The sequence below is a fragment of the Acidilobus sp. 7A genome, assembly GCF_003431325.1.
Classification (GTDB): Archaea; Thermoproteota; Thermoprotei_A; order Sulfolobales; family Acidilobaceae; genus Acidilobus.
In genome coordinates this window covers 1,378,658-1,403,543 of record NZ_CP010515.1, presented here as the reverse complement: position 1 = coordinate 1,403,543, position 24,886 = coordinate 1,378,658, and the positions used below count along the sequence as shown (strand labels likewise).

The 24,886-nt window shown below is 53.6% G+C and carries 22 protein-coding genes and 1 tRNA gene; 9 read left to right on the top strand and 14 right to left on the bottom strand.

Features of this window, described 5'->3' with window-relative positions; genetic code table 11:
- Positions 1-51 precede the first annotated feature (51 nt).
- Complete coding sequence (locus SE86_RS07140; protein WP_117354875.1) at positions 52-534, top strand: bifunctional nuclease domain-containing protein; 483 nt, start codon at positions 52-54, stop codon at positions 532-534.
- Positions 535-553: 19 nt separating this feature from the next.
- Here the strand turns inward: SE86_RS07140 and SE86_RS07135 are convergent, their stop codons facing one another.
- The 9 genes from SE86_RS07135 to SE86_RS07095 form a co-directional block, all read right to left on the bottom strand.
- Positions 554-991, bottom strand: a complete 438-nt coding sequence (locus tag SE86_RS07135) for a 30S ribosomal protein S12 (RefSeq protein ID WP_117354874.1) — start codon at positions 989-991, stop codon at positions 554-556.
- 49 nt (positions 992-1,040) lie between these two features.
- Complete coding sequence (locus tag SE86_RS07130; protein WP_236747327.1) at positions 1,041-1,493, bottom strand: NusA-like transcription termination signal-binding factor; 453 nt, start codon at positions 1,491-1,493, stop codon at positions 1,041-1,043.
- Between the two features lie 7 nt (positions 1,494-1,500).
- Positions 1,501-1,815, bottom strand: a complete 315-nt coding sequence (locus SE86_RS07125) for a 50S ribosomal protein L30e (protein ID WP_117354873.1) — start codon at positions 1,813-1,815, stop codon at positions 1,501-1,503.
- A gap of 14 nt (positions 1,816-1,829) precedes the next feature.
- The gene (gene rpoA2, locus SE86_RS07120; protein WP_117354872.1) at positions 1,830-3,143 is read right to left on the bottom strand and encodes a DNA-directed RNA polymerase subunit A''; all 1,314 of its coding nucleotides are present in this window, start codon (positions 3,141-3,143) and stop codon (positions 1,830-1,832) included.
- A 6-nt stretch (positions 3,144-3,149) separates the two neighbouring features.
- Positions 3,150-5,816 carry a DNA-directed RNA polymerase subunit A' gene (rpoA1, locus tag SE86_RS07115; RefSeq protein ID WP_117354871.1) on the bottom strand — a complete coding sequence of 889 codons (2,667 nt, stop codon included), beginning with the start codon at positions 5,814-5,816 and terminating at the stop codon, positions 3,150-3,152.
- Positions 5,817-5,827: 11 nt separating this feature from the next.
- Positions 5,828-9,358, bottom strand: coding sequence for a DNA-directed RNA polymerase subunit B (locus SE86_RS07110; RefSeq protein WP_117355197.1), 3,531 nt, complete (start codon positions 9,356-9,358; stop codon positions 5,828-5,830).
- A 13-nt stretch (positions 9,359-9,371) separates the two neighbouring features.
- Entirely contained in the window at positions 9,372-9,626 is a 255-nt protein-coding gene (locus SE86_RS07105) for a DNA-directed RNA polymerase subunit H (protein WP_117354870.1), read from the bottom strand.
- Positions 9,627-9,784: 158 nt separating this feature from the next.
- Positions 9,785-9,893 (bottom strand) — tRNA-Lys (locus SE86_RS07100).
- A gap of 387 nt (positions 9,894-10,280) precedes the next feature.
- A complete protein-coding gene (locus SE86_RS07095) occupies positions 10,281-10,727 on the bottom strand; it encodes an AAA-associated domain-containing protein (RefSeq protein WP_148666805.1) in 447 nt (148 codons plus the stop codon).
- 357 nt (positions 10,728-11,084) lie between these two features.
- Here SE86_RS07095 and SE86_RS07090 point away from each other — a divergent pair, with 357 nt between their 5' ends.
- Genes SE86_RS07090 through SE86_RS07080 form a run of 3 tightly spaced genes read left to right on the top strand, consistent with a single transcriptional unit; the run spans position 11,085 to position 13,133 of the window.
- On the top strand, positions 11,085-11,498 hold the full coding sequence (locus SE86_RS07090) for a DsrE/DsrF/DrsH-like family protein (RefSeq protein ID WP_117354868.1): 414 nt from the start codon (positions 11,085-11,087) through the stop codon (positions 11,496-11,498).
- Between the two features lie 14 nt (positions 11,499-11,512).
- Entirely contained in the window at positions 11,513-12,712 is a 1,200-nt protein-coding gene (locus SE86_RS07085) for an FAD/NAD(P)-binding oxidoreductase (protein WP_174221368.1), read from the top strand.
- Between the two features lie 10 nt (positions 12,713-12,722).
- Positions 12,723-13,133: a DUF1641 domain-containing protein gene (locus tag SE86_RS07080; protein WP_117354866.1), complete on the top strand. Its 411-nt coding sequence runs from the start codon at positions 12,723-12,725 to the stop codon at positions 13,131-13,133.
- A gap of 44 nt (positions 13,134-13,177) precedes the next feature.
- Here the strand turns inward: SE86_RS07080 and SE86_RS07075 are convergent, their stop codons facing one another.
- Complete coding sequence (locus SE86_RS07075; protein ID WP_117354865.1) at positions 13,178-13,633, bottom strand: DUF1641 domain-containing protein; 456 nt, start codon at positions 13,631-13,633, stop codon at positions 13,178-13,180.
- A 13-nt stretch (positions 13,634-13,646) separates the two neighbouring features.
- A complete protein-coding gene (locus SE86_RS07070; RefSeq protein WP_117354864.1) occupies positions 13,647-14,816 on the bottom strand; it encodes an FAD/NAD(P)-binding oxidoreductase in 1,170 nt (389 codons plus the stop codon).
- A 263-nt stretch (positions 14,817-15,079) separates the two neighbouring features.
- On the opposite strand from SE86_RS07070, the gene SE86_RS07065 reads away from it, so the two are divergent.
- From SE86_RS07065 to SE86_RS07055, 3 genes are all read left to right on the top strand, one after another.
- Positions 15,080-16,435 (top strand): hypothetical protein, encoded by a 1,356-nt coding sequence (locus tag SE86_RS07065; protein ID WP_117354863.1) that lies wholly within the window; start codon positions 15,080-15,082, stop codon positions 16,433-16,435.
- Positions 16,436-16,444: 9 nt separating this feature from the next.
- Positions 16,445-17,881 carry an MFS transporter gene (locus tag SE86_RS07060; RefSeq protein WP_117354862.1) on the top strand — a complete coding sequence of 479 codons (1,437 nt, stop codon included), beginning with the start codon at positions 16,445-16,447 and terminating at the stop codon, positions 17,879-17,881.
- A 163-nt stretch (positions 17,882-18,044) separates the two neighbouring features.
- Positions 18,045-18,572 (top strand): hypothetical protein, encoded by a 528-nt coding sequence (locus SE86_RS07055; RefSeq protein WP_117354861.1) that lies wholly within the window; start codon positions 18,045-18,047, stop codon positions 18,570-18,572.
- A 29-nt stretch (positions 18,573-18,601) separates the two neighbouring features.
- On the opposite strand, the gene SE86_RS07050 is transcribed toward SE86_RS07055, so the two are convergent.
- Positions 18,602-18,979, bottom strand: a complete 378-nt coding sequence (locus SE86_RS07050; RefSeq protein WP_117354860.1) for an ArsR family transcriptional regulator — start codon at positions 18,977-18,979, stop codon at positions 18,602-18,604.
- A gap of 433 nt (positions 18,980-19,412) precedes the next feature.
- On the opposite strand from SE86_RS07050, the gene SE86_RS07045 reads away from it, so the two are divergent.
- Both SE86_RS07045 and SE86_RS07040 read left to right on the top strand, forming a co-directional pair.
- Positions 19,413-20,159, top strand: coding sequence for an RIO1 family regulatory kinase/ATPase (locus tag SE86_RS07045; RefSeq protein WP_158543154.1), 747 nt, complete (start codon positions 19,413-19,415; stop codon positions 20,157-20,159).
- A 2-nt stretch (positions 20,160-20,161) separates the two neighbouring features.
- Positions 20,162-22,201 carry a DUF460 domain-containing protein gene (locus tag SE86_RS07040; protein ID WP_117354858.1) on the top strand — a complete coding sequence of 680 codons (2,040 nt, stop codon included), beginning with the start codon at positions 20,162-20,164 and terminating at the stop codon, positions 22,199-22,201.
- Positions 22,202-22,526: 325 nt separating this feature from the next.
- On the opposite strand, the gene SE86_RS07035 is transcribed toward SE86_RS07040, so the two are convergent.
- On the bottom strand, positions 22,527-23,747 hold the full coding sequence (locus SE86_RS07035; protein WP_117354857.1) for a methionine adenosyltransferase: 1,221 nt from the start codon (positions 23,745-23,747) through the stop codon (positions 22,527-22,529).
- A 290-nt stretch (positions 23,748-24,037) separates the two neighbouring features.
- Complete coding sequence (locus SE86_RS07030) at positions 24,038-24,832, bottom strand: KaiC domain-containing protein (RefSeq protein ID WP_174221349.1); 795 nt, start codon at positions 24,830-24,832, stop codon at positions 24,038-24,040.
- Between the last annotated feature and the right edge of the window lie 54 nt (positions 24,833-24,886).

Here is a 24,886-nt window from a genome sequence, read left to right as displayed (position 1 = left end):
AAGTTGCATTTAAGAGTCTTGGTTTTACAGAAGTTACGGGGCGCCAAAGGCTTGTCAGAGAATGAGCTGCTGAGAGTGAAGTACGTACAGCCGTTCTATAAGCTCGTCCAGGACGTAAGCGGCGCTGGGGCTTACATAGTGGGCATCTCGCTCCTTCTTGAGGACGGCGAGGAGTTCACAATGGTTAACATACCAGTTGACGTCGCTGAGGCCATAAAGATACTTAATGAGGGCGAGCTGCCGCCAAGGAGGCAGAGCATCTACACGTTCCTCTCCTCACACGAGGACTTCAAGGAGAGCCTCAGGAGGACCCTAAAGAGGGTCGTCATAGATGAGGTCGAAATGGAGACTGGCGTCTACACGGCTACTGTCGAGTTCGAAGATGGAGGCATCAGCATAAGCGTCAAGATGATACCAAGCCATGCCATTTATCTGGCCCTGATAAGTGATAAGCCTATCTATGTCAACAAGAAGCTCGTCGAGATGGAGAGCCGCGAGGGCGGCGAGGGGGAAGGGGAGGAAGGACAGCCTTAAGAGAAGGATTATTAAAAGTTTACCTCTTCACCTTCTGCTTCTTGCCCTTCCACAGGGCGTCCAGCGAGACGCCGTTAACAGCTATTACCTTGTACTTGACCCCAGGGATATCACCCATGGCTCTTCCCTTAGGACCTCCTATACCCTCTATTATAACCTCGTCATGCTCGTCTATGTAAAGTATGCCACCGTCCTTAGGAACGAATGCCGTAACAACCTTCTTGTTCCTAACCAGTTGCACCCTGACGCACTTTCTCAGGGCTGCGTTGGGCTGCCTTGATGGTATGCCTACCTTCTCCAGGACTATGCCGCGCGCCATGGGAGCACCTTCGAGCGGGTCGTACTTCTCCTTAAGCTTCAGCATCCTTATCTTGAACTCCCTCTTGGCCCACTTGAACCTCAGCCTGCTCTTCCTCAGCTTGCGGGCGGCGAAGAGACCGTTCGGCCCCTCGGGCATCGCTTAATCCCCTCACTCAGCGCCTAGTGCGCATTTAAAACCTCTACTCTCACCTTATGACTACCTTGTCTACGTTAAACAGCTTTAGAAGTACCACTCTGGCCCTCTTCACGTTCCTGCCGTCCTTACCTATTGCCTTGCCCTTCTCGTCGTCCTTCACCTTGACATAGATAACCTTGCCGTCACCCTTGTCAACGACATCTACCTTAAGGACCGAGATCCCTGGGAAGAGGTTCCTTACCATTGACTCTAGGTCAGGCGCATACCCTATTACCTCAACGTTCTTGTTCAATATTTTCGAGAGGGTCTTCACGTTCCTGCCGTCCTTACCTATTGCCTTGCCCAGGTCATTCTTGTCAACAAGGTAAAAGAGCCTGTTGCTCTCTGCATCCTCTATCGCCCTATAAACCATGGCACCTGTTATATCTTGGAAGAGCGAGATAAAGCGAAGCTCCTCTAAACTTATTCTGTCCCCCTTACCATTATCAGCCTGAGCCACCATGACCCCCCTACTTAGCGCTCTCCATAACTTCAAGTATCCGTGAGTCGCCAGGGTCCAGCACAGCTATAATTGAGACCTTAAATGGCTTTCCTAACAGTGAGCCGAGGTCCGCTGAGGTGCCCTTGTAAACATAAACTGGTATGCCGTTTATTTTAGCTGTTGAGTCTATGAGCCCTCTTACCTTAGGCTCCACGTTATCTGCTAATATTATGCCCTTGACCTGGTTTCTTAGAAGCAGCTTGACAGCCTTACGGCTGCCGAGGCTAAGTTTCCCGCTCTTCGCCACAGACTTAAGCTCCCTCTCGAAGGCTGCCTCAGACACGGTGCCCCCCTCTTTTAGCCTGAACTACTTGGAGTTTCCTGCTGGACTACCTTGGGCTGGAGAGATTTAAGAGCGTTAATGCCTACTGATAACATCACGACGCCCGTGCCTACCTTAGGCGGGAGCCCGGCTGTTATGTTCTCCGTCACACCTTCAAACTTCTCCCTATCACCCCTTATTGCAGCACTATAGAGCTGGTTAACCGTTACCTCGAACGCTGCACGCGCTATCACGCTTGGCTTTTCGCCTACAACGCCCAGCCTGCCTATCTGCCTTATCTTGCCAGTCCACGTCATAATGTCGGCTACTAGCATCACGTGCCTTACGTCAATGTCGAGGCCTGAGTTCTGAAGGACGTCCATTATCTCCTTTATTATGGCGTTTCTGGCGGCCTCTATTCCAAGCACATCAGCTATCTCATAGACGTTGTTGGTCTCCACTCTAGTAGGGTCGACGCCATCAACCCTCATCACCTCGGCAAGGTTGCTGCCCTCGGCGACTATCACGTATTCCTTCTTGCCAGTCTTCTCATCAACGTGCTCCTGTATGACTGTTCTCTTAATGCCCTTAATGCCCTTAACGTACCCCTTCTTTATCTTAGCTAATATCTCTTCATAGCTGCGCAGGTCGTAGAGGGCCTCGTCAGGCAGAACGCTCTCACTTGCAACAAGCTGTATAGCGCTCTCATCATCACTCCAGCTCACCTCGCCCAGCTTGAGCCTCTCAAAGGCCTCCATCAGCTCATCCTTGCTGATGCCTCTATCAGACATCATCTCAGGGTCAAGCTTTATAATGAACGTCCTATCGCCCAGCGTGTAGCTCACTTCGTCAACTATGTTCCCTATCGTCGTGTACTCTATGTCCCTTGCTATCCTGCGCGCCACCTCTAAGTTATCAGCGTATTTCTCCTCAAGGTAGATCCTCATCAGTGGTGTTGAGGGCTCATGCCTGGCGTCAACTATCTCTATAAGTCTTGGGAGTCCGAGCGTCACGTCGAACTCCATCAGGCCTGCGTAGTGGAACGTCCTGAGGGTCATCTGAGTGCCAGGCTCACCTATCGACTGGGCTGCGACCACTCCTACAGCCTCACCTGGCTGTACCATGGACGCTATGTAGCTTCTGACAGCCTCCTCTATGGCCTCTATCTTTTGCCTAATCGTGAGGTCTTGGCTCTCTGCAACCTTAGAGTAGAGCTCTTCGTAAAGGCTCGGCGGAAGTATTGACCTAGCGGCCTCCAGCTTGCTCTTCAATAGCTCGCCGCCCTCGTCGCTCTCTGCCTCCTTCTTCCTGGACCTCCTAGTTCTCCTGCTTGATGCGGCGTCAGACATCTCGCCTCACCCCCTCACCTTGATCCTCTCAACGATTCTGTCAATGTTGACGGCCTTCCCGTGATATGTCTTCTGCGGGTCCACCCCGTCCTCGCCATACTTAAATTGAACGATGCTGCCCTCTGAGTCCCTCACGGTGCCGTCATAGGCAACGTAGAGGTCCTGGAGAGCATTTATGAGCCTCCTCTGCATGTAGCCGCTCTGTGAGGTCTTCAGCGCCGTGTCGACCAGGCCTTCCCTACCGCCTGCAGCGTGGAAGAAGACCTCGTGAGGCCTCAGCCCATCCATGAAATTACCCACGACAAAGCCGCGCGCCTCAGGCGAGAGATCGCCTGGCTTAAAGTGCGCCAGCGTGCGCGTCCTAAAGCCCCTCACTATCCTTCTACCTCTCACCGTCTGCTGCCCAAGCATTGCAGCCATCTGAGTTATGTTGATGTCGCTGCCCCTAGCACCCGTCCTGGCCATTATAAAGGCATTGTTGAATGGGTTCATGTAGCTTATGGCCACCTTACCGGCGTCGTCCCTCAGCTTCTGCAGCCTCTGTATTATCTTCAGCTCAAGGCTCTCCTCCAGGGTCCTGCCAGGTATTATCTCAAGCGTGCCGTTCCTATATTGCTCTATAAGCCTCATGACGTCGGCCTTAGCCTCCTCAGTCATCTTCTCTATCCTCTCCTTGGCCTCCTCCGGTATCTCTATGTCACTCGTGGAGATTGTGAAGCCCCTGAGCTCGAGCATCCTTATGAACATCCTGTACGCGGTGTCCAGCAGCTCCCTCGCTGCGGCGTTGCCGTACTCCAGCGCTATGTAGTGAAGCACGCTCTCCGGCTGCTCGGCCCCTATGGCGTTCTTATCTAAAACTCCCTCTAGGAGCCTGCCGCCTCTGATCACTATATACGAGTCGTAGAAGCAGTCATCTCTGTCGCACTTCAGGTCCCCTGCATTTATCTTAGCCCTTCCCCTGAAGTTGAAGTCCGATGGCATAAAGAGACTTACTAGCTGCTTCCCTGTCCACAGCGGCCGCGGTCTCAGTATAGCAGGCTCTGGCAGCTCCCTGGTGTAGCCTGCGGCGGCGAGCAGCTTATTAACTGTCTCCCTGTCCAGCAGGGTAGTCTTAACGGTCAGCAGATAGGAGCCACTTATGTAGTCCTGCCTGCCGCCTATAATTGGTCCTCCGTACCTCGGCGTCAGTATGTGGTTCTCAACGAGCAACAGGTTTAGCGCCTCTGCACGTGCCTCCTCAAGTCTTGGCACGTGAAGGTTCATCTCGTCGCCGTCGAAGTCAGCATTATAAGGCGCACATACAAGCAGGTTGAGCCTGAAGGTCCTGCCAGGCATCACCCTTACCTTGTGACCCATTATTGACATCCTGTGCAGGCTCGGCTGCCTGTTGAAGAGCACAATATCACCGTCGACTAAATGCCTCTCAACTATGTCGCCAACCTCGAGGCTCTCGGCCAGCTGCCTGAGGTTGCGCTGGTACCTCAGGTCAAGCTTCATGCCCTCCCTCTTCTTGTAAACTATGGTAGCCCCAGGCCAGTTGTTGGGTCCGTTGAGGACGTACCTCCTGGCCTCCTCTATGTTGAACCTAGTGACTACCATGGGTACTGTGAGTATCTTGGCTACCTCTATAGGCACTCCAACCTCGTCTATGCTGATGAGCGGGTCAGGTGATATGACGGTTCTTGATGAGAAGTTAACCCTCTTGCCGTTGAGGTTCCCCCTGAGCCTACCCTCCTTGCCCTTGAGCCTCTGGGCCAACGTCTTCAGCTGTTTCCTGCCCCTGTGAGACAGCTGGTAGATGTTGGGCAGCTCGTTGTCTATATAAGCGGCTATTACATTTTGCAGGGCCTGCCAGGCCTCCTCAATCATGGACTCAGGCGCGCTTGAGGAGATAAAGTTCTTGAGCCTCTCGTTCTGCCTGACTATTTCAGCCAGGGCATGCGTTAGGTCGTCCTCAGCCCTTGAGCCACTCTCCATAGTTATTGAGGGCCTGACCGCAAGCGGTGGCACCGGCAGCACCGTGAGCACTGCCCACTCTGGCCTTGCTGACTCAGGGTCCCAACCCAGGAGCTCAACGTCGTCATGTGGTATCTTCTCTAGTCTCTCCCTAACGTCACTTGGTGTCAGTCTTACCTCGCCCTCGGGTCTGACCTCGTAGAAGTTGTACGGCTTAACAAACTTGATCTTATATTGCTTAGCACCGCAGTGCGGGCACTCCGAGACTGACGAAGCCTCCTTTATGACTTCGTCTATGAAGACCTCAGCCAGCACTGGCCACTTATCCTTAAGCCTCCTGTAGACGCTCAGCATGTAGGCTGCTCTCTGCGGTGGTATGAGTATTCTGCCGCAGCTCCTGCACGTGGCCTGAAGGAGCTGGTAGATCTTATCACCAAGGTGCGGCAGCACGACGGGCCTGGCGAGGTCTATCTTGCCGAAGTGGCCCGGGCAGTCCTGTCTCGTGTTGCCGCACACGGGGCACCTCTCGCCGGGCTCTATGGCGCCGAAGTGAGGATCCCTGAGGCCGCCCATCACTGGGGAGCCGTCGACCTCATATATCTCTGGCCTTATCACTGTTACCTTGGCCATCTCCCTTATCTCGCGCGGACTAAGCAGGCTGAACTTTATCCCGCTTATGACGTACCTCTCCTGCTCCTCGGATTGTCTAAACGACATGCTCCCTCACCTCACGAAGCGCTACCTGAGCCATTAGAGCCGTTGCCTCCCTGCTTCCCCTCATTGTTGCTCAGCTTTGACAGGCTGTCCTTTGACACCCTATCGAGCAGGGATATTTTATCTGAAACCTCTATCTTAGGCTTTATCCCCATGCTAATTATCTCCTGCAGGAAGAGCTTGAAGGCATAAGGTACCTTGATAGGCCTTATATTGCCGTTCTCGCCATGTATTGGGCACTCATAGGTGTTCTTCTTGCTGTTATACCACGCTATGTGGCCGCACAACGTGCAGACGTACATAGTATGGGCGTCGCTGCCCTCAAGCATCCTGTCCCTGAGCAGCATCGTAGCGCCGTGTCCAACGAGGCAGTCCCTCTCCATCTCCCCAAACCTGAGGCCTCCCTGCCTTGCCTTGCCCTCGGTGGGCTGCCTGGTGAGCAGCTGCACTTTGCCAGTAGCCCTTGCGTGCATCTTGTCCGCGACCATGTGGTAGAGCCTCTGGTAGAACACTATGCCTATAGTTACTGGTGACTCCATCAGCTGGCCTGTGCGGCCGTCATACATGACCTCAGCGCCGTCAGGGCTGTAGCCGTGCTTTATGAGTGTTACCTTATAGGGGCCTATGTCGTCCTTAAAGAACGGCGTGCCGTCAACGTACTTAGCCTCGAGCGAGGCCGCCTTGCCCGTTATGAGCTCAAGCAGCTGACCCACGGTCATACGTGAAGGTATTCCGTGGGGGTTGACTATTATGTCGGGCACTATGCCCTCCTCTGTGTATGGCATGTCGTACCTAGGGAACATCATGCCAACCACACCCTTCTGGCCGTGCCTGCTGGCGAACTTGTCGCCGAGCTCCGGTATCCTGAGGTCCCTGACCTTAACCTTAACTAGGAGGTTCCTGTCCGTGGTCTGAGTTATCAACACAGTGTCAACTACGCCGTGCTCCCCGTACCTGAGCTGCACGCTTGTGTCCCTCTTCGTTAGAGCCCCGATTGTCATAACGCGCTCCTCGCCCAAGAACCTCGGCGGGCTCTCCCTGCCAACTAGCACATCGCCACCGTCAACCTCCACCTCAGGCTCGACTATGCCGTCGGGCCCAAGCTTAGTGTAGTACTGGTCGCCCTTGTGGTCGTAAAGTTTTGGCGACGGCACAGTTATGGTATCCTTGAGGCCACCTGCGTAGGAGTTCTCGGTCACTGCATAAACCCTGAAGAAGTGGGTCCTCCCGAGCCCGTAGTCAACGCTTGTCTTGTTCATTATAATGGCGTCCTCCATGTTGTACCCCATGAAGGGCATTATGGCCACCACGAAGTTCTGCCCGGAGGGCCTCTCATTGTAACCGATCTCCTCAAGCGACCTAGTCTGCACTATGGGCTTCTGGGGGTAGTGTAGCAGGTAGGCGTGACTGTCCATGCGGTACTGGTAGTTCAGCGCATAAAGGCCGAGGGCCTGCTTCGCCATAGCTGCTTGGTACGTGTTCCTCGGGCTCTGGTTGTGCTCTAGGAACGACGCTATAGAGGTCACGACGCTGAATATGCCAGGCGTCCAGAGCTCCAGGTGCGTGTGCTCAGGTGTAATCTCATCAGGGTACTCAGCCACATAAGCGTTCTCCTCCTCGTCTGGGTCCAGGAACTCCACCACTCCGTTCCTGACTAGGTCCCAGAACGACGTCTCACCGCGCTTCACCTTCTCCACGATCTCCTTTGTCAGCTTGGGCTTGCCATCCTCAACTACTATGACAGGCCTCATAAGCCTTCCTTCATCAGTGTTTACGTAAACTTCCTTAACGTTGCCATTCTCTAAGTAAGCCACGCTCACCTCATAGCTTATCTCGCCCCTCCTCCTCAGCGATATTAGCCTCTGCCTAAGCTCAGCCCCATCCTGCACGTACCCTATGGGCTTGCCGTTCAGGAACACCTTGGCCATGTTAACGTACTTCGCTGATGCCTCCGGCTCGCCGCTAGCGATCTCCTTTATGGCCTCCTCCAGCGATATGACGCCCATGTTCGTGAGTAGGTTCCTTATGTGCTGCTCGTTAACTCCAACTGAGATGTAGGCCGTCATTGCGAGGTTCTTTACCAGACCGCAGTTAACGCCCTCAGGGGTCTCGAACGGGCAGAGCCTTCCCCAGTGGGTGCCGTGCAGGTCCCTGGCCTCAAAGTTTGACTCGCCCCTGCTGAGCGGCGATATGACCCTCCTCAGGTGGCTGAGGAGGCTCATCCAGTTGGTCCTGTCCAGGGCCTGGCTCACGCCTGTCCTGTTTCCAGTCCAGTTGCCCGTGGCCAGGGCGGCCCTGATCCTCTCAGTTACTATATCGGGCCTCACGAGGCTCTTAACGTCTCTGACCTTCCTGTGCTGGCTTATGTACTCCTCAAGCTCGCTTGATATGAGTAGGGCTAGCTGCTGGAAGGCGTCCCTGAATATCTCTGCTATTAGGTCGCCTGCAAGCCTAAGGCGCTTGTTAGCTAGGTGATCTTTGTCGTCCTCGCCCCTCTTGCCAAGGTAGAGCTGGAGCACCCTGTTGGCCATCTCGCCTAGGAAGTAGGCCTTTGCTAGCCTGTCGGCAGGCGTAAGACCTATGTGCGGCAGGAACTGCGTGTCTATGAACTCCTCGGCGCGCTGGATCCTTATCTCCTTGGGCTGCCCTGGCGCTATCCTGTTGCCTAGGAACTCAAGGGCATCCTCCTTGGTCCTTATGGCGGCGCTCACCTTCTCAAAGCTCGGCAGGAGCTCCCTCTGCACGTCAGGGTCTGGCGACACAGCGGCCGCTATCTCGGCGTCCTTCTCGAGGCCCAGAGCCTTCATCATAACTATGAACGGTATCCTGTAGTTTAGCCTGCTCATGCTGACCTCAAGGGAGCCGTCATTCATCCTGTCAACTATCACCTGCCTCCTCAGGCCCAGGACCGTTGAGACTGTCTTGGCACTGTGTGTTATCTTAGCCGTGTTGGCTGTCGAGACGCCGACTATAATCCTGTTAACTGCGAGGTCCTCCTGAGCCACTATCACCCTCTCACTGCCGTTTATTATGAAGTAGCCCCCTGGGTCGTAGGGGTCCTCGCCAGCCTCCATGAGCTCCTTGAGGCTTGCCTTCGAGAGGGGGTCAACTACGGACTTCACCATTATCGGGAAGTCGCCAATCTTAACCTCCTCGGTGTCCACCTCGTTGCCGTTCTCAACAAGCGTCATCTCGAGGTACAGTGGGGCTGAGTAGGTGAAGTTCCTCAGCCTAGCCTCCAGCGGGGTCACGTCGCGGCGCCTCAGGTTACCGTCGGCCTCCTTAACCTGGGGCTCGCCTACACGAACCTTCCCTAGGACTACCTTAATGTCTGGCCCCTCCTCAGCGACGACTCCCTTCTTTTTGCCCCCAACCTGCTTGTAGAGGGGCCTTATCTCCTTAAAGGAGTCAACTATATCCTGTATGCGCTCTGTGACAAAGGCGTTATACGAATCTAGGTGCTGCCTCGCCAGGCCCGTCTCACGTATGAACTGCCTGAAGACGATCCATAGGTCGTCCTTTGTGAGCCTCCAGTCCGTCGACATAAGCGTCACCGCCTCAATAAGAAACTACCACCCTATAGGCTACGTGCTTCCCAGCCGTGGGTGAGTCGCGCTCTATCTCAACAATGTCCCCTGGCTTACCACCCAACAGCTTTATGACGGGGTCGTTGGCGCTTATCCTCGGCAGTTGCCATGGTTTAACTCCAAGCCTATTAAGGACCTCGACCGCCTCCTCTATGCTAAGTATCCTGTGCTTAGGGACCAGCTTGTGGTTTAGTATCCTCTCATCCACTTGCCTAAGTGCAGGCAAACTACCGGCCAGCCCTCCTCAGGGTCCGGTTGTGCCCTGAGGTTTTCTAGTTAACTGATCTATTGATCAAATCGAAGCGTAAAGAGCTGCCTGAACCGTAACTTAGTCTATTACATAGCCCAGCTTAATAACGTGACGAACTTGAAGCCAACTAATGTTGGCGGGCCCGCCGGGATTCGAACCCGGGACATCCGCCCGCGCTGGCCAAGGCGTGCGCGGCCTACGGGTTAAAAGCCCGCCGCTCTATCCTGGCTGAGCTACGGGCCCGCTGCTTTTATTTTAGACGAGGCCTTTTAAAAACTAAACGCCTTCCCTTAAGTGACGTTATCAATGGCATGGTCCAGGACAATAATACATGCCGTGTGCGGTATCTTCGAAACCTGCTGTTAAGCGCCGCTGTAAAGTCGATATCCCAAACCGCCTTCCGCAGCTGCTTCGCGCTTCACATAGGTCTTTAATGTTCATTATACATGCTCATCGGCGGGGTCCCCTTGAGGGGTGAAGAGCCGCCAGGCTCTCCCCGAGGCTACTCAGGGCGTGGGGCCCCAGGTAACCCTGAGCGCCCCAGGCCCGAGCGGGGTGCGAGGGAATAAGGATGAGGCTCTGACCGTAAAACAGTGAACTCATGTAGGAGCTGAACCCCTACTCAAAGCCTTACTCCTCAAGGACCGTTATCCCCATGTAGGCCAGCCACTCGGTGAAGATCATAACTGCATCTTCGATGTTTACGTAGCCTGCCCGCCTGAGTATGTTCCTTAACAGTTGCCCGCTAATTGCGTCAGAATCACCTATAGCCTCGAAGATATCCTTAAAAGGTCTTACGTCATCGCTTAGGGACTTTATTAACGCCCTAAGGTCCCTCCCGCTCAGCTCTATGGCCTTCCTGCCCTCAGGCGTTATGATGAGATTCCCGCCCTCTGTCCTGAGGAGCCGTAGGCTCACAGCAGCATCAACAACGTGGGGCAGGAGGTCCATGTTTATATCTAGTAGATCATCCAGCCTCGAGGAGTCCACAACCCCACCGTAGGCCGCCACGTATCTGACGAGCCCCAATACCTGGTCTAAGGTCACCGGCGGCAGAGTCTTCAAAACCTCGTTCACGCCCCTTGCACAGGTTTAGGTTAATGTTAAATGTAGCTTATAGCTTTGTCGTTCGTACTGAACCCCGAGCACAGCTACGGGTGGCAGAATGAAAAGCAGGCCTCGCCCCTCAGGGCGGGAGGAGGCCGGCTGCAAGCTGTTCCTAATGTTTATAGCTATGCGTGCCGCGAACGCCCTAATAGTACTGAATAGTACTGTAATGGAGTTTATCACAGTGGGTCTCTCATACCACTCTTACCGTTATCCTGGGCGTCCCTTGAAGCGAGCGCCCAGCCGCGTTTCCCTTTCCTATGTATAGATTTGCTCTCCAATATAACCTTATTTACCTCAGAGTCACTTTCTCTAAAAAGAGGAGAGGTGAGCGGTTTGAGCAAGCTCTCCATAATTGTTTATTCTGGAACGGAGGACAAGTTAATACCCGTGGGCGTCATAGCTCAGGGGGCCGCAGCCCTAGGCTATGAGGTTCAAATATTTGTGACCGGGTGGGCACTGCTAAGGTTCCTCAAGAAGTCTGCGCAGCCCACGTGGCCTAAGGAGTTCGAGTCCATGGTGCCAGCGCTTGCCAAGGGCATGCAGGCTAACAGGGTGCCGAGCTGGGTTGACATGCTTAAGGAGGCCAAGAGCATGGGCGCCAAGGTATACGCATGCAGCATGATGGCAAGCGTAATGGGGCTGAAGAAGGAGGACTTCGACCCTAGCCTAGTAGATGACGTGGTTGGCGTGGCCACGTTCCTCCAGGAGGCCGAAGGAGGCCAGATGCTCTTCATATGACGGTGGTTGTGCGCATGACCTCAGAGAAGAAGCAGAACGTTGTTATCGTTGGCGGAGGGGCCGGTGGCCTTATACTTGCTAACTCGCTGGCCAGAAGGGAGGAGTTCTCAGTGACCTTAATTAATGACACGCCATACCACTACTACCTGCCGCAACTGCTTCAGATAGCCTTCAGGGGCGACGACTCGCAGCTTAAGAGGGAGCTTGCGGACCTAGTTAAGAAAGATGTGAAGCTGATAATAGATAGCGTAACCTCTGTAGACCTGAACAACAGGACCGTTACCACGAGCTCAGGAAAGACTTTTAGCTATGATATAGTGGCCATAGCGCCTGGCCTCTCAATAGACCACGCAGCGGTCAAGGGGAACGAGAAGTTGGTCTCCCTCTACGGTGACTTTCACTCCACGCCTGAGAACGCCTGGAGAGCGTTCAACACAATCAGCTCTATGAAGAAGGGCAGGCTTGTCGTGGCCGTCGCTGACCCTGGGCACAGGTGCCCCCCATCACCATATGAGGGCGTGCTGTTGGCCGACGAGGCCTTCAGGGCCAGGGGCATCAGGGATCAAATAGAGATAACCATAGCAGTCCCATATCCGAGGGCGTACCCTGCCGAGACCTTCAACGAGGTCATAGAGCCCGTGCTAAAGGAGAGGGGGATAAACATAGAGACCTTCTTCACCGTTGACACGGTTGACCTGGACAACAAAAAGATGACCTCATTAGAGGGCGGCGAGCTGCCGTTTGACGCAGCGATAGTAGTTCCTATCCACAAGGGGCCCAAAATAAATATCCTGCCCGAGGATATAAAGAACGAGGACGGCTTCATAAAGGCTGACAAGCTTACCAACCGCGTTGGCAACTTCGATGACGCATTTGCAATAGGCGACGCCTCCGCAGCGTCAAATGCGAGGACTGGGGTGACCGCCCACCTGCAGGCAAAGGTTGTTGAGAAGAGGCTCCTTGGCTTTGACGCTCGGAACACGGGCAGGACTAACTGCCCCACCGAGATAGGCATGGAGTTGGGAACCTTCGTCATAAGCGACTTTGGCCACCCCTCTGTAAAGCTGCCTCCCAAGAGCGTGTTCTTCATTATGAAAAGGTTCTTCGCTGACACCTACTGGGACGTGCTCAAACACCCGGAGTTCTGGGACCCCATATTTGACGCCTACTTTGAGAACACGTCCCCTGAGAGGCTGTGGAAGCTGTTCCCATGAGGTGATGTGTATGGTATCCCAGGCTGAGAGACAGGCTGAGGCGCTCGAGCGGCTCCTAGACATGGTATCTATGCTGGACAACATGCTCTCTGACGAGGAGCTGATGAAGGCGGTGGCTAAGCTACTAATAACACCTGAAACGCTCATAGTAATTGACAGGCTCCCTCAGATAATGCAGCTGCTTGAGAGGATGACAAGGCCTGAGACGCTCAACAAGCTCCAGGCACTCGTTGAAATTATAGACAGCCTTGACGTCGGTGCGCTTAAGGAGGCTACCGCCGCCCTTGCCTCGGCGCCACAGGTAAACAGCCTCAGCGACCTGGTGCTCCTATTGGGCAACAAGGAAACCCTGAAAGGTCTGAACGCGCTGCTTAACATAGCAAGGTCCTTCGGGTCCTTGGCGTCACGCCCTCAGAAATAAATAAGAAAATTTTATTTTATTCATTATTTAAAGATAAAGATGCTCTAAGCCTTTGACGCACCCTTGCTCCTGGCGCAGGCTCCTAGCTGCTTCATTATATCTAAGAGTATGCCAAGGCCCTGTGAGACGTCAGGGTCACTGAGGGACCTCATAAGGCCTAGCAGGCCGACGCTCTTAGGCTTGCTTAGATCAAGCTTGCCTAGGGACTCCATTGCACATGAAGTCAGGTCCGTCAAGTTGTTCTGGGCGTTTGAAAGGTCGCTTGTGTCAACGTTCATGATGCCGTACGTGACTGAGGAAAGCAGGGCCAGGAGCCTCATAAGCGCTGGGTCCGTGGCCGCCGCGAGGAAGGACTCCTCTGCCTTGTCCGCGAGGTAAGACAGCATGCCGAGGATGCCGCTCCTCTTAAGGTTAACTACAGCGTCCAGGAGCTCCGCCAGCGCCTGGGCCTGAACCTCTGGGGAGACACCCTCTGCTACCTCTTTCTTTGCCTCAGCCATTCATGCCACCCCCTCAGAACTTAAGACCGTCAATCCAGCCACGGTAGAACCCCTGCTTCAGCAGCCTCCCTATGGAGTAAACGCCGCCGAAGTAGCACTTCATTGCGTACATGCCTTTGCTCGCGTCAAACGGCAGTTCGCACGTGCCAGCCCAGCCCTTGTCGCCGGCGTAACCAACGCAGGAGACAGGGCTTGGCACAAACGCTGGCCCAAAGCCGCCGACCAGATCAGCTAGCATGTTAGTAGCGGCAGTTATGGCCAGGGACTCAACGAAGACGCCGGCAAGACCTATGCCGAGCGGTGGCAATGAGTGCTCAGCTGCGAGGTAGACGTCATCGTACTTAGGGTGCCTGCCGTTAGGCAGCACAGGGGCCCATCTCGGGTCCTGCTTCCACGTGAAGTCCTCGCCGCTGTTTGCAAGGGCCTTAGGCAACCTTGACGGCGGCACCTTGACCAGGAGGTCGTACTTGAACTCGCCGCTGGACCCTACGACGGTCTTCTTTGATGGGTCTATCTCCCTCAGCTTAAAGTTGGGCACGTATTCAACGCCGTAGTATGCGAGCTGATCCGCTATGAACCTTGATATGGCTGAGCCCAGGGGGATTATTGGGGCGGGCATTGGGTCTAGGAGCCTTATGCTAACCTTCTTGTTCCTGGCCCTGAAGAAGGACGAGAGCGCGGTTGCCGCCTCGTATGGGTATATGCCGCACCTGTAGGGCAGCTCAGGTATCAGCAAAGTTACGTTCTGCCCGTCCTTAACCTGGTTGAGGGCCTCCTTCATCTTCAGCGCACCGTCAAGGTCAAAGTTGTGGACGCCCTCCTTGTCAAGATTTGGGTACGCGCCCCAGCCGTAGTCTATACCGAGGGAGACCAGAAGGTAGTCATACTGGTACTTGCCCTTGGCGCCGACAACGGTCCTGTTCGCAGCATCTATGGACTGTATCTCGTCTAGTGTCACCTTTATGCCGTACTTCTCCATGTTCTGTATAGGGGCCCTGGTCTCGTCAGCTGAGGCATAGCCCAGGGCCACATCAAAGAAGAGCGGCGGCATGAAGTGATAGGGTTCTTTGTTGATAACTGTTACCTCGGCGTCAACGCCGCTACTCCTAATGCCGTCTACCAGTCTCTTCGCTGCAACGTAGCCTCCTATACCTCCACCAGCTATGAGGATCTTCTTCGTCAAAGGCGCTCACCTGCGCCATAAGCTATGAGTTGGTAGCCGTATAAAAACGTGACATAGGGAAGAAACAAGTTGTCCTAAAAGCTGCAACAGACGCCAGCACAACCCTGTTGAAGGCCTCAACAGCCACGCTTAATAATAAAATTGGCGTTAGCAACCTTGTACAAGGAAAACCTGTCCTATGCGCTATTGTCACCTCAGCTTTGCTTGATGTTAAGAGTAAAGCTTTTATATATCGACTCTCGTAATATCTGAGGGGCTAAGGCTTGAAGGCAAGAGCGGCGAAGGCCTTGGTTTTTGTGACGCTCCTGGCAGCTCTGTTTACATTAGCGTCGTACACGTGGACAACCTCAAAGGCGCTTGCTGATGAAGTTAAGCCCACCTTTACTGCTATAAGCTTCTGGGGAATTAACGAGAGCCATGCACTCATGGCGTTCCCTGGCGGCTCTCTTCTGCCTCTCACCGTAGTTATCTACTACCTAGGCCCTGTCAACCTTTACAACGTTTCAGTTACGTTCAAGCCTTCATACCCCCTGGAGCTCGTGAGGGGGCAACCCAAGCCGTCCGCCTTCAGCCCGCTGCTGCAACCTGGCGCCGCTCTTAGGCTGGTCTCACTCTATAACGTGTCCTCAAACGCTACAGTCGGCATCTATAATGAGACCCTTGACATAGAGTACTATGTGCAAGTCCCCACCCCAACGGGCGGGACAACGCTTATTGAGGGCAGCCAGGAAGTTCAGTTCCAAGTGGCAATTACAGGTTACTCAAAGATAGCCTTTGTGGGCTACTCTACGTATCCTAACGTAATATATGCGGGCGACCTAGCGGCGCTGCTTCAGGCCTACCTTATTAATGAGGGCAACGTCGTAGCCTCCAACGTTACCGTGAAAGTAATCCCTACGTGGCCCCTCTCCCTGTTGTACCCTAATATGAGCGTGATCAGGCTTGGCTACCTGCCGCCGGGGCGCGTTGTCAACGTTACAGCGCCCCTCTCAATTGCTAACGTCTCAGAGATAGCCAGTTACCCCTTCGGCTACTTCAGGGTTCCGGAGCCCTTCAACGCCACGGTTTACCTAAACGTAAGCTACACTGGAGGAAGCGCGCTGATACCAATAACTGTCTACGTGAGACCATCTGCCCACTTCGCTGTGATTAACGTGTACCATGGAGACCTTAGCGTGGGCTCCTCTAACGTCTATGTCACTGTTGAGCTGGCCGACGTTGGGCTTGACAACGCCAGCTACGTGACGGCCACGCTACTCCCCAACCCGATCTTTACACCATATGTACCCTCCAGCGAGAACCCGCTCCTGGCGGTAGACTTCATGAATGAGAGCCTCGGCAGCCTCACAAGCGGCTCCTACGCAAACGTCACCTTCGTGATATCCGTGAGCTCGGGGATTAAACCCGGCACCTACTACCTTCCACTCCTGCTCACCTGGTATCAGCCTCCTACCATGCAAGTGATGCACCAGGTTGTGCTAGTGCCGCTGAGCGTCGGCTCGGGACTTCAACTGAAGTTGCCCTCAGGCTCTAGCTCAAACCTAGCCCTCTACGTAATAGCAGCCGTTGTAGTGATAATATTGATAGTGATGGCGGTCATTGGAGCTAGAAGAAGGTGACCCCAAGTAATGAGCAGGGGTCATGGGGGGCCCTACGCGGTCCTCACAGTGCTCACCCTAGTGACAATGATAACTATGTACGTTGAGGCTATGGTCGTGCCCTCGCTGCCCCACATTCAGAGCGCCCTCAACGCCACTAACGAGGAGGCTGCCTGGGTGATATCAGCCTACATGGTGGTCGGCGCAGCCGTAGCCCCGCTCTTCGGGAAGATGGGCGACGTCTACGGCAAAAAGAAGCTCTACGTAGCGTCACTAGCTTTCTACTCCGCAGCCGTGCTGGCGGCTGGCTTTGCACCCAACATTCAGTCCCTGATAGCCGCCAGGGCGCTTCAGGGCTTCGGCTTCACGCTATTCCCCTTGGGCCTTGCAATAATTACTGACACGTTCCCGCGCCGTCTGGTTGCCGTTGCCCAAGGAATACAGAGCGCTATGGTCGCCATAGGGATGACCGTAGGTATGATAGCCGGCGCCTACATAGAGGAATACCTTGGTTGGCGTTACATGTTCCACATAGCGTTCGGCCTCTCAATAATTATGTTTATTGCGGCCCTTCTGGTGCTCGGTGACTACCCACCTGTTAGACGCGAGAAGATAGACTACGTGAGCACCGTGCTCCTCTCCGGCGGGACCGCACTTGTGTTACTGTACCTAACCGAGGCGCCCTACAAGGGCTGGGTGTCGCCGCTCCAGCTTTCATTCCTGTCACCTGGGATCGCGCTCTACGCCGCGTTCCTCGCATATGAGGCCAGGTCCCCTAGAACTCTCATCAGCCTTAAGCTGCTGAGGATCAGGAACGTAGTGGTCGCCAATGCTGCTGGCCTTGTATCAGGGGTAGCCATGTTCATGCTTTACCTTGGGGTGATCTATTATGCCGAGGAGGCCCCGCCGTACGGCCTTGGCCTCTCAGTAATATCAGCCGCTCTCTCGCTGCTGCCTGCAACACTCGCTATGATAGTCATAGCGCCGCTCATCGGTCAGGTTACAACTTCTCTTGGACCTAAACCGGCGCTCGTCTACGGCTCCATAATTTCCACCGCAGGGTTCATGGCCCTAGCCCTCTACAGGCCTGGACCGCTTCAGCTGGCCTTAGACTCATTTATAGCTGGCGTCGGGGTGGTCTCAATATTGATTCCAATAGTTAATATGATAGCCATGTCGATGCCTCCTGACAGCGTAACTGTAGGCCTAGGGTTTAACACTATGGTAAGGTTCCTGGGATCCGCGGCCGGGCCTGTAATAGCGGCCACCATAATGACTACATACAAGGCGTTCGTGCCCTACGCACTGGCCGGAATGTATTACTTCTTCACGGAGGGGAGCAGTACCGCCTTTAACTACATATTCCTCACAGGCGCCGCATTCTCACTATTGGCACTAGTGATATCCATCTTCACTAAGAACTACGTCATAAGAGGGAGGGACGGAGAGGCCATAGCTGCCCTTTAGCTAGGACGCGAGTAATCCTGAAAGGCTTTTAATGAAAACGTGAGTATTATTTTTGCCCACAGCGCACGTGCAACGACAACTCTATGCACGGTAGTTCTAAAGAAAAACTTTCTCGCAAGAATGTTCACTGGGGGCTAACTCGAGGGTCGAAGCCTCTGAAGCTATGGAGGAGGACCCTTGTAATATTAACGGCGTAGGGAGACTCTCTAGAATTTCAAGGTTTCATGCAGCCTTACAGCTGATAGTCGCGAGGAGGCTCTCCGAGATGGGCTTCAAGAGCGCCGTTGAATATAAAATTGACGACGTGCATGTGGCTGACGTCTATGCGTATAGAGACAGCGAGAGCATTATAGTAGAGGTTGAGACGGGCTACCTGCCACCAATGTTCATAAGTAGGGCTGAGGACTACATTGAAGCAAAGGTTGCTGTGAAGGCAATCAAGTACTCATGCGCTGCAGACAAGTTTTACATAGCTATGCCATCCTATCTAAGGCTTCCTATGCCTCAGGCCCTCATGAGCTCCTCTGTCAACTTAAGTGAGCTCAAACTTCTTGGCGCCAAGGTGAGAGAGTTTTTTGGAGATAGATGGGAGGCCGCTCTCCTTGAGCGGGGGGATAGGTGTAGAATAACTGGCGCTATGTACGTTAACATAGCCAAGAGAAGCGTTAACGTAGTTGATTTTGGTGAGTAGCGTTCGAGTGCCCGTGCGCCTAAGCCGCGTCAGGCCCGCTTTGACTCCTGGCTAGCAGCAGGGCTTGTAGCTCCGCGCTCTTGCTCTGGCGTTATCATAAACACTATCTTGTTAATTGTAAGCTCTACTACCTTCTTTATCCCCCTCTGGCCTGGTATGTAGTGTGACCTTACAATGCCGGCCTCCTCAAGCTTTCTTATCTGGCTGCTCACGTTAGCCTTACTCTGATTTATCAGGGTCGCTATGTCCTCTAGGTCCGTCGGTCCCTTCTGGAGAATAACAAGTATCTTCGCCCTACTCTCGCTGGCCAGGGCGGAGGAGACCTTAGCTATAGCGCGCGAGCCAACCACGTAAAGGGTGCTATCTCTCAGATAAATTCCCTCTTTAGTAGGTACACTCTCCTCCATATCTCATCCCACCTTCTCCTTTAGCGTGCCTGCATTACTATATTTGTACCGAGTTAATATTTCTTTGTATTCACATCTAACTATTCAGTCTAATGTATGGATAGCAGCTAGCTAGATGCTGAATGTTTAATTACCCTAAAACATCTTATATAGTGTTAATAGTAAACTTTTTTTGACTCACCTTTTAAACCTCGAAACCAGCGTAAGCCGCCGAATGCCAACACTCGCCGTTCTTCTTGAACTTTATTTTTGCTCCGTGCCTATGCTAGCTCAGTGGTGACAGACGCTTACACTAAATGATCGCCTGCGGTTAGCTGACAAAACGGCCTATCACATACTAAGCGAGGTCTACAAGCTCCACAGGAGGTTCGAATACGCCCCAATAAGCCTGCTGGAGAAGGACGCAGGGGTTCCACATGACATAGCCGTTAAGGTGCTCCTCAGGCTGAGCGAGGCGGGCATTGTCAGATCAAGAGTTGTCAGCGGCGAGCTCTCATTTCAGCTAACCTTTGCAGGCGTTAACGTGCTGTCGGCAATAGCGCTGATCAGAAGGGGCGTAGTGGCTGGAGTGGGCGACAGGATAGGCGTCGGTAAGGAGAGCGAGGTCTACATCGCCTGGACCCCCTCCGGCGCGCCCGTCTCGCTGAAGTTCCACGAGGAGGGGGCCCGGTCATTCAGGTCAATGGCCAGGAGGAGAGCCTATGGCAGAAGGGATAGGCGAGCGCCCTGGTTGGACGTAGCTATTGAGAGCGCTGAGAGGGAGCTCAGGGCCCTTGTCATGGTGAACTCCCTTGGTGGCGCTGTACCGAAGCCCCTGACATCGGAGCTTAACTGCGTGGTCACTGAGTACATAGAAGGCGTGGAGCTGACCTCTGTGAAGGGTTTAAGCGAGGAGCAGGCCACTAAAGTGCTTAATGACGTTGTTGACACTATTAGGATAGCCTTTAAGGAGGCAGGCATAGTCCACGGCGACCTTAGCCCGTACAATGTGCTTGTCTCTGCAGGCGAGACGCTGAGGGGGTACATCATAGACTGGCCCCAGTACGTGAGCACCTCGGACCCTGCAGCCATGAGTCTGCTAGCTAATGACGTCAAGAGAATTGCAGCATATTTTAATAAAAACTTCGGGCTTACAGTAAACGCCGAGGACCTGCTGAGGCGGATAACGGGGAGTAGCTGAAGATGTCCTCGCAGGAGGGCTCCTCCGAGATCTACATGGGTGTTGACATAGAATATGGGAGCCCTCTGTCAACCATAAATAGGGCCAGGTACTCTGTTGTGCTCATAGATCAGTCCCTAAGGCTTATAGCTAAATATCAATCCGTGGCGCTCCCAGCCATAGTTAGACTGGCGTGGGAGCACCGGCCAAAGTACATAGCTTCTGATAACGTGCTCGAGCTCTCGCCTGACGGCTCAACTGAGAGCCTAGCAAGGCTTCTTTCGCTACTCCCCCCCGACACAGCGCTGGTACAGGCGACGGCGACGAGCGAGGGCCTGCTCGATGTCCTTGAGGCTGCAAGGCGTGCTGGCATTGATGTGGCCTCGTCAAAGCTCTCACCCATGAGGACGGCGTTCATAGTTGCCGCCATAGTCGCGAAGGGAGGGGGACGGCGTGTCGGCTTCAGCAGGGAGAAGACCTATATTGTAGTCAGCAGAGGGAGAAGCTCAAAGAGCGGGGGCTGGAGCCAGGCAAGGTACCAGCGGAGGATAAGGGCCTCTGTAAAGATAGCAGCAGACAAGGTTAAGGAGGCCCTTGACAATGCCAACATAGACTATGACGTCTTTTACAGGTCCGGCGATGGAGGACTTGAATCGGCTGTATTCATAGTCTACGCGCCGCGCGAGAGGCTAGTAGGTCTAGTGAGGCCCCACCGCGGCATAGACTACATGATAAAGGTTGAGACCAAGTACGAGGGTGAGCTCATCTTTGGAGAAAGCAGCGAGAGGCCCTCAAGGCCTCTCATAGTGGGCGTTGACGCCGGCATGACGACAGGCATAGCAGTCCTTGACGTAGAGGGAAGGCTTCTTCACTTAGGCAGCTATAAGGAGCTCGACAGAGGCGAGATAGTTAAATTAATTTCAGAGCTTGGCAGGCCTATAATAGTTGCCACAGACGTCTCGGACCCTCCAGAGCTCATTAGAAAGCTCGCGGCGCAGCTGGGCGCGCAGCTGTACCTGCCGGGCTATGACCTTAGCGTCGCGGAGAAAGAGTACATGGCGTCTAAGGCCTCGGCTGGCTCTGACTTAAAGCCTAAGACTTCACATGAGAGGGACTCGCTGGCCGCCGCCTACAAGGCGTTCATAGACTACCATAACAAGCTCTCCCAGGTAGAGGCCTACACCTCTAGGCTGGGCCTAGACATTGACGTTGACGAACTGAAGGCCGATGTCATCAGAGGCGCCACCTTAGCTGAGGCTATAGAGAAGCAGATATCAAGACTGCTTGGAGACCATGAGAGCCAGCAACAGGAGAGGCGCAGCCTTCCCGCTACGGACTCTAAAGTTCAACAAGGTCCATGTAATGAGAACTCGAGGCTTGAGCTGTTGGAGGCCCAGAAGGTTGCCTTGACGAAGCAACTGGAGGAGCTGAGGGATAGGCTCTTCCACGAGGAAAGGGAGCTGTACCTGGCCAGGAAGCAGTTAAAGGCTGAGCTCCTTAAAGACAGCGAGGTAAACTCCCTCGTGAAGAGGGTCGGGTCCCTTGAGTCGACGCTCTCAGACTTAAGGAAGTCCTACGAGGCCCTTCAAGAGGACCTGGAGGCCCTTCGGAAGGCCCTGCTCCAAGTGGTCTCAGGTAGCCTTGTGATGGCGAGGAGGCTTGACGAGCTTAAAAGATCAAGCCTCAAGAGGAGTGAGGACTTGATAGGTCCGATAAGGCCCGGCGAAGTAGTCATCGTTGATAGCACAACGAACTTTGAGGCAGAGGTCCTCAGCGAGCTGGCTAGCGCTGGCGTTAAGGCTCTTCTTCTGCAAGAGACGGAGGGGCCTCTGCCGAACGCAGCGAAGAAATACGGCATAGCACCGCTCAACATCAATAACTACCAGGTTGTGCGGGCTGCTGGCTACCACTTCGTCAGCTCAAAGGTGCTTCAGGATGCGACCGACTTCGCTAGGAAGATTAAGTCAGACGAGTTCGTAAACGCTAAGCTATCCCAGCTGCTCAGCGAGTACAGGTCTATGAGGGCCCTAGGCAGTAAAGATCGTCGTGCAGCCTTGACATAATAGTTGGCACTGGTCGTGTTGAGTAAGTAGACGGAATCGGCTTAAATGAGGGAAAACTATTAACGCAAAGTTGTTTAAATTAAGGTTTAAGTAAGCAAATCGTACTAATCGTCTGATGTCTAAGCGACGTCTGATTACTTGTTAGTTTCTATCCGATTCCACGACGCATTTCTTTTATAATTTATCGTTAGTTTCTAAGAATGCCACTATTGAGAGTGTCGTTGAAGAAACGGGCCTAGCTAGTAAACTGCGAAAGATCGTATGGCAGTCAAGGTGACTACTCTTACAACAATAAAATATATAAAATGAAAAGTAGCGGAGTAGATTAATAGAGCTGGACCTCCCCTTTAAGGAACCTCTCTGAGATGAAGTGCAGCCTGCTTAGGTATTCATCTACTATCCCAGAAACCTCCTGCTTAATGTTGGAGTTCAACTGTACACCGTTATCAGGTATTATGGAGACGTCGGCTATCAGCGGGTCATCTATGGACCTTCCTATCTGGCCCAGAAGCCTTACATAAACCTCCTTCGCGCCAGGTACCTTCTCATATATTACCTGGGAGATCTCCATGGCAGCCACGTTATATATCTTGCCTACGTGCGTCACAGGGTTCTTACCAGCTGCCGCCTCAAGGCTCATTGGTCTCATAGGCGTTATAAGGCCGTTGACCCTATTGCCCCTTCCAGTGGCTCCATCATCGCCGTGCTCCGCGCTGGTGCCGGTGACCGTGATGTAAAACACCTCCTCCTCAGGTATGTCTCCGTTGTTTACATATACCTTCACATCATAATCTGGCGCCAGCTTGCTGGCAAGGTTGAGCACAGCCTCCTTTATTTCATCCTTGACACTCATGTACTCCTCCGGATCCCTCACGAAGCGGCTCACAATAGCATCGGCTACCGTTATCTCTAAGGTCCTCCCTCTTCTGAGCCCCATGACCTTCACGTCCTCGCCTGACGCAGGCACCTTTGACTTGAACTCCTTGCTGTTAAGCAGCCTCTCGGTTTCAAGAACCAGCCTCTCTGTAGTGCTCAGAGGCGCGAAGCCTGCTCCAAAGCTAGTGTCGTTAGCCCTGTAGGACCCTGACCTTGACTCAAATATGCCCCTGAGGTCTGCGCTCCCTTTGCCTATCTTGTAGTCAACCACTAGGTGGATCTCTGGGTCAAGGAACCTCAGGTTCCTTGAAACCCAGTCCTTGACGGCCTTTATGACTATCCTGCCAACAGGCACCTCCTCTATACCTGATGAAGTCCTGACCTCCGTCGTCGCCCTGCCGGAGACTATAATGTAAATGGGCGATATGACGTCACCCCCTCCCCACCTTGGCGAGGCCTGCCCACCCACAAGGAGGACTTTGTCCAGGTTGTGGTGCATTATGGCCCCAAAGCGCTCCTTGTAGTAGGCGCTGAGCTGCCTGCTAGCCTCCTCGGCGACAGCGTCGCTTATGTAGTCTGGGTGCCCAAGCCCTTTCCTCTCAACGAGCTCTACCTCTGTATCCTCTATAGGGATCTGGTTAAGCTGCCTCACAACTATGTTCCTGGGCATTTAATTGTCACCTGAGCGGTTCCTAAGCCCCCGCAAATTTAAAATTTATAGTATGTTGAAAGTCTCGCCCTTCAGATGAGCTAAGATTTTTCAATGAAAAAGTTAAAAAAACTCTCTAACTTGGCAAGCCTCTTAACTATGAAAGAATAATGACACGAGCGCATATGCTGATTAGGTTCTATTTCAGTTAAGGAAGTGCACGGTGTCCATAGGGACAGCTTAAATGTAGGTATACCATGACAGAGGCAAAAGTGTTTAAGGATGATCAAGCGCGCCTTTGCGTTGAGTCTCTAAGGCCCCGGCTCCCTCTCCTTAGACTCCCTGATTCTTCTCTTGATGTCCTCCGGCAACGCCAGGTCCTCCCTGCTGAAGTTTGCTGGCCCCAGCAAGACCAATCCCTCGCCGTCCCTTATATCAATGAAGTGGACCCTGAGGTCATGCGGCGTCTGCCTCATCTTCTCTACAAGGATGTACCTCCTGAGCTCGCCGCCTATGACCCTCCTGCCGAACCTTATAATGCCATCAGCCACATGCTCAAGCCCCCAGCCGAAGGCGCTTGACGTAGTTATAGCGTACTGGCTCGTCATGAGTACCGTGAAGTCCCACCTATATAGGACCCTCTTGACGGCGTAGCTGTACTTCCTAGCCATTGCTGGCTTGTCAAGCCAGAAGGTGCTCATGCTGTCAATTATTAGCCTTGACCTGCCATAGCCCAGCCTCCTCTTGGCCTCTATCACCTTGTTTACCAGGGTCTCCACGTCGATCTCGTCAAGCGACCACTCATCGTTCTGAGACTTGAGCAGCGCATCTATTATTATAGCCTTTCCCTCATCAACTGCCTTATCTAAGTCCATGTTAAACATCTTCGCCTGCTTTATTATGCTCTCCCTGCTCTCCTCGGTCGTCACGTAAATGACCTTGTCGTTATCCTTTATGCCCCGCCACGCATAGTGAAGGGCGAAGATAGTCTTGCCGGTGCCGGGCTCCCCCACCACGGCAACAAAGAAGCCCCTTGGTATGCCTCCCCCTAGCATTTCGTCTATGCCGCGTACTCCTGTTGAGAGCCTCTCTATGCGCGCCGACACGACTGTCGCTCTCCTCTATTATTAGCCTCACCACCGGGCCTAATATCGCAGAGC

What these genes read in the sequence shown, in the direction of transcription:
- SE86_RS07135 (WP_117354874.1), bottom strand. Translation starts at nt 991, where the DNA reads ATGCCCGAGGGGCCGAACGGTCTCTTCGCCGCCCGCAAGCTGAGGAAG.
- SE86_RS07130 (WP_236747327.1), bottom strand. Translation starts at nt 1,493, where the DNA reads ATGGTGGCTCAGGCTGATAATGGTAAGGGGGACAGAATAAGTTTAGAG.
- rpoA2 (WP_117354872.1), bottom strand. Translation starts at nt 3,143, where the DNA reads ATGTCTGACGCCGCATCAAGCAGGAGAACTAGGAGGTCCAGGAAGAAG.
- rpoA1 (WP_117354871.1), bottom strand. Translation starts at nt 5,816, where the DNA reads ATGTCGTTTAGACAATCCGAGGAGCAGGAGAGGTACGTCATAAGCGGG.
- SE86_RS07110 (WP_117355197.1), bottom strand. Translation starts at nt 9,358, where the DNA reads ATGTCGACGGACTGGAGGCTCACAAAGGACGACCTATGGATCGTCTTC.
- SE86_RS07085 (WP_174221368.1), top strand. Translation starts at nt 11,513, where the DNA reads ATGACCTCAGAGAAGAAGCAGAACGTTGTTATCGTTGGCGGAGGGGCC.
- SE86_RS07080 (WP_117354866.1), top strand. Translation starts at nt 12,723, where the DNA reads ATGGTATCCCAGGCTGAGAGACAGGCTGAGGCGCTCGAGCGGCTCCTA.
- SE86_RS07075 (WP_117354865.1), bottom strand. Translation starts at nt 13,633, where the DNA reads ATGGCTGAGGCAAAGAAAGAGGTAGCAGAGGGTGTCTCCCCAGAGGTT.
- SE86_RS07060 (WP_117354862.1), top strand. Translation starts at nt 16,445, where the DNA reads ATGAGCAGGGGTCATGGGGGGCCCTACGCGGTCCTCACAGTGCTCACC.
- SE86_RS07055 (WP_117354861.1), top strand. Translation starts at nt 18,045, where the DNA reads ATGGAGGAGGACCCTTGTAATATTAACGGCGTAGGGAGACTCTCTAGA.
- SE86_RS07050 (WP_117354860.1), bottom strand. Translation starts at nt 18,979, where the DNA reads ATGGAGGAGAGTGTACCTACTAAAGAGGGAATTTATCTGAGAGATAGC.
- SE86_RS07040 (WP_117354858.1), top strand. Translation starts at nt 20,162, where the DNA reads ATGTCCTCGCAGGAGGGCTCCTCCGAGATCTACATGGGTGTTGACATA.
- SE86_RS07035 (WP_117354857.1), bottom strand. Translation starts at nt 23,747, where the DNA reads ATGCCCAGGAACATAGTTGTGAGGCAGCTTAACCAGATCCCTATAGAG.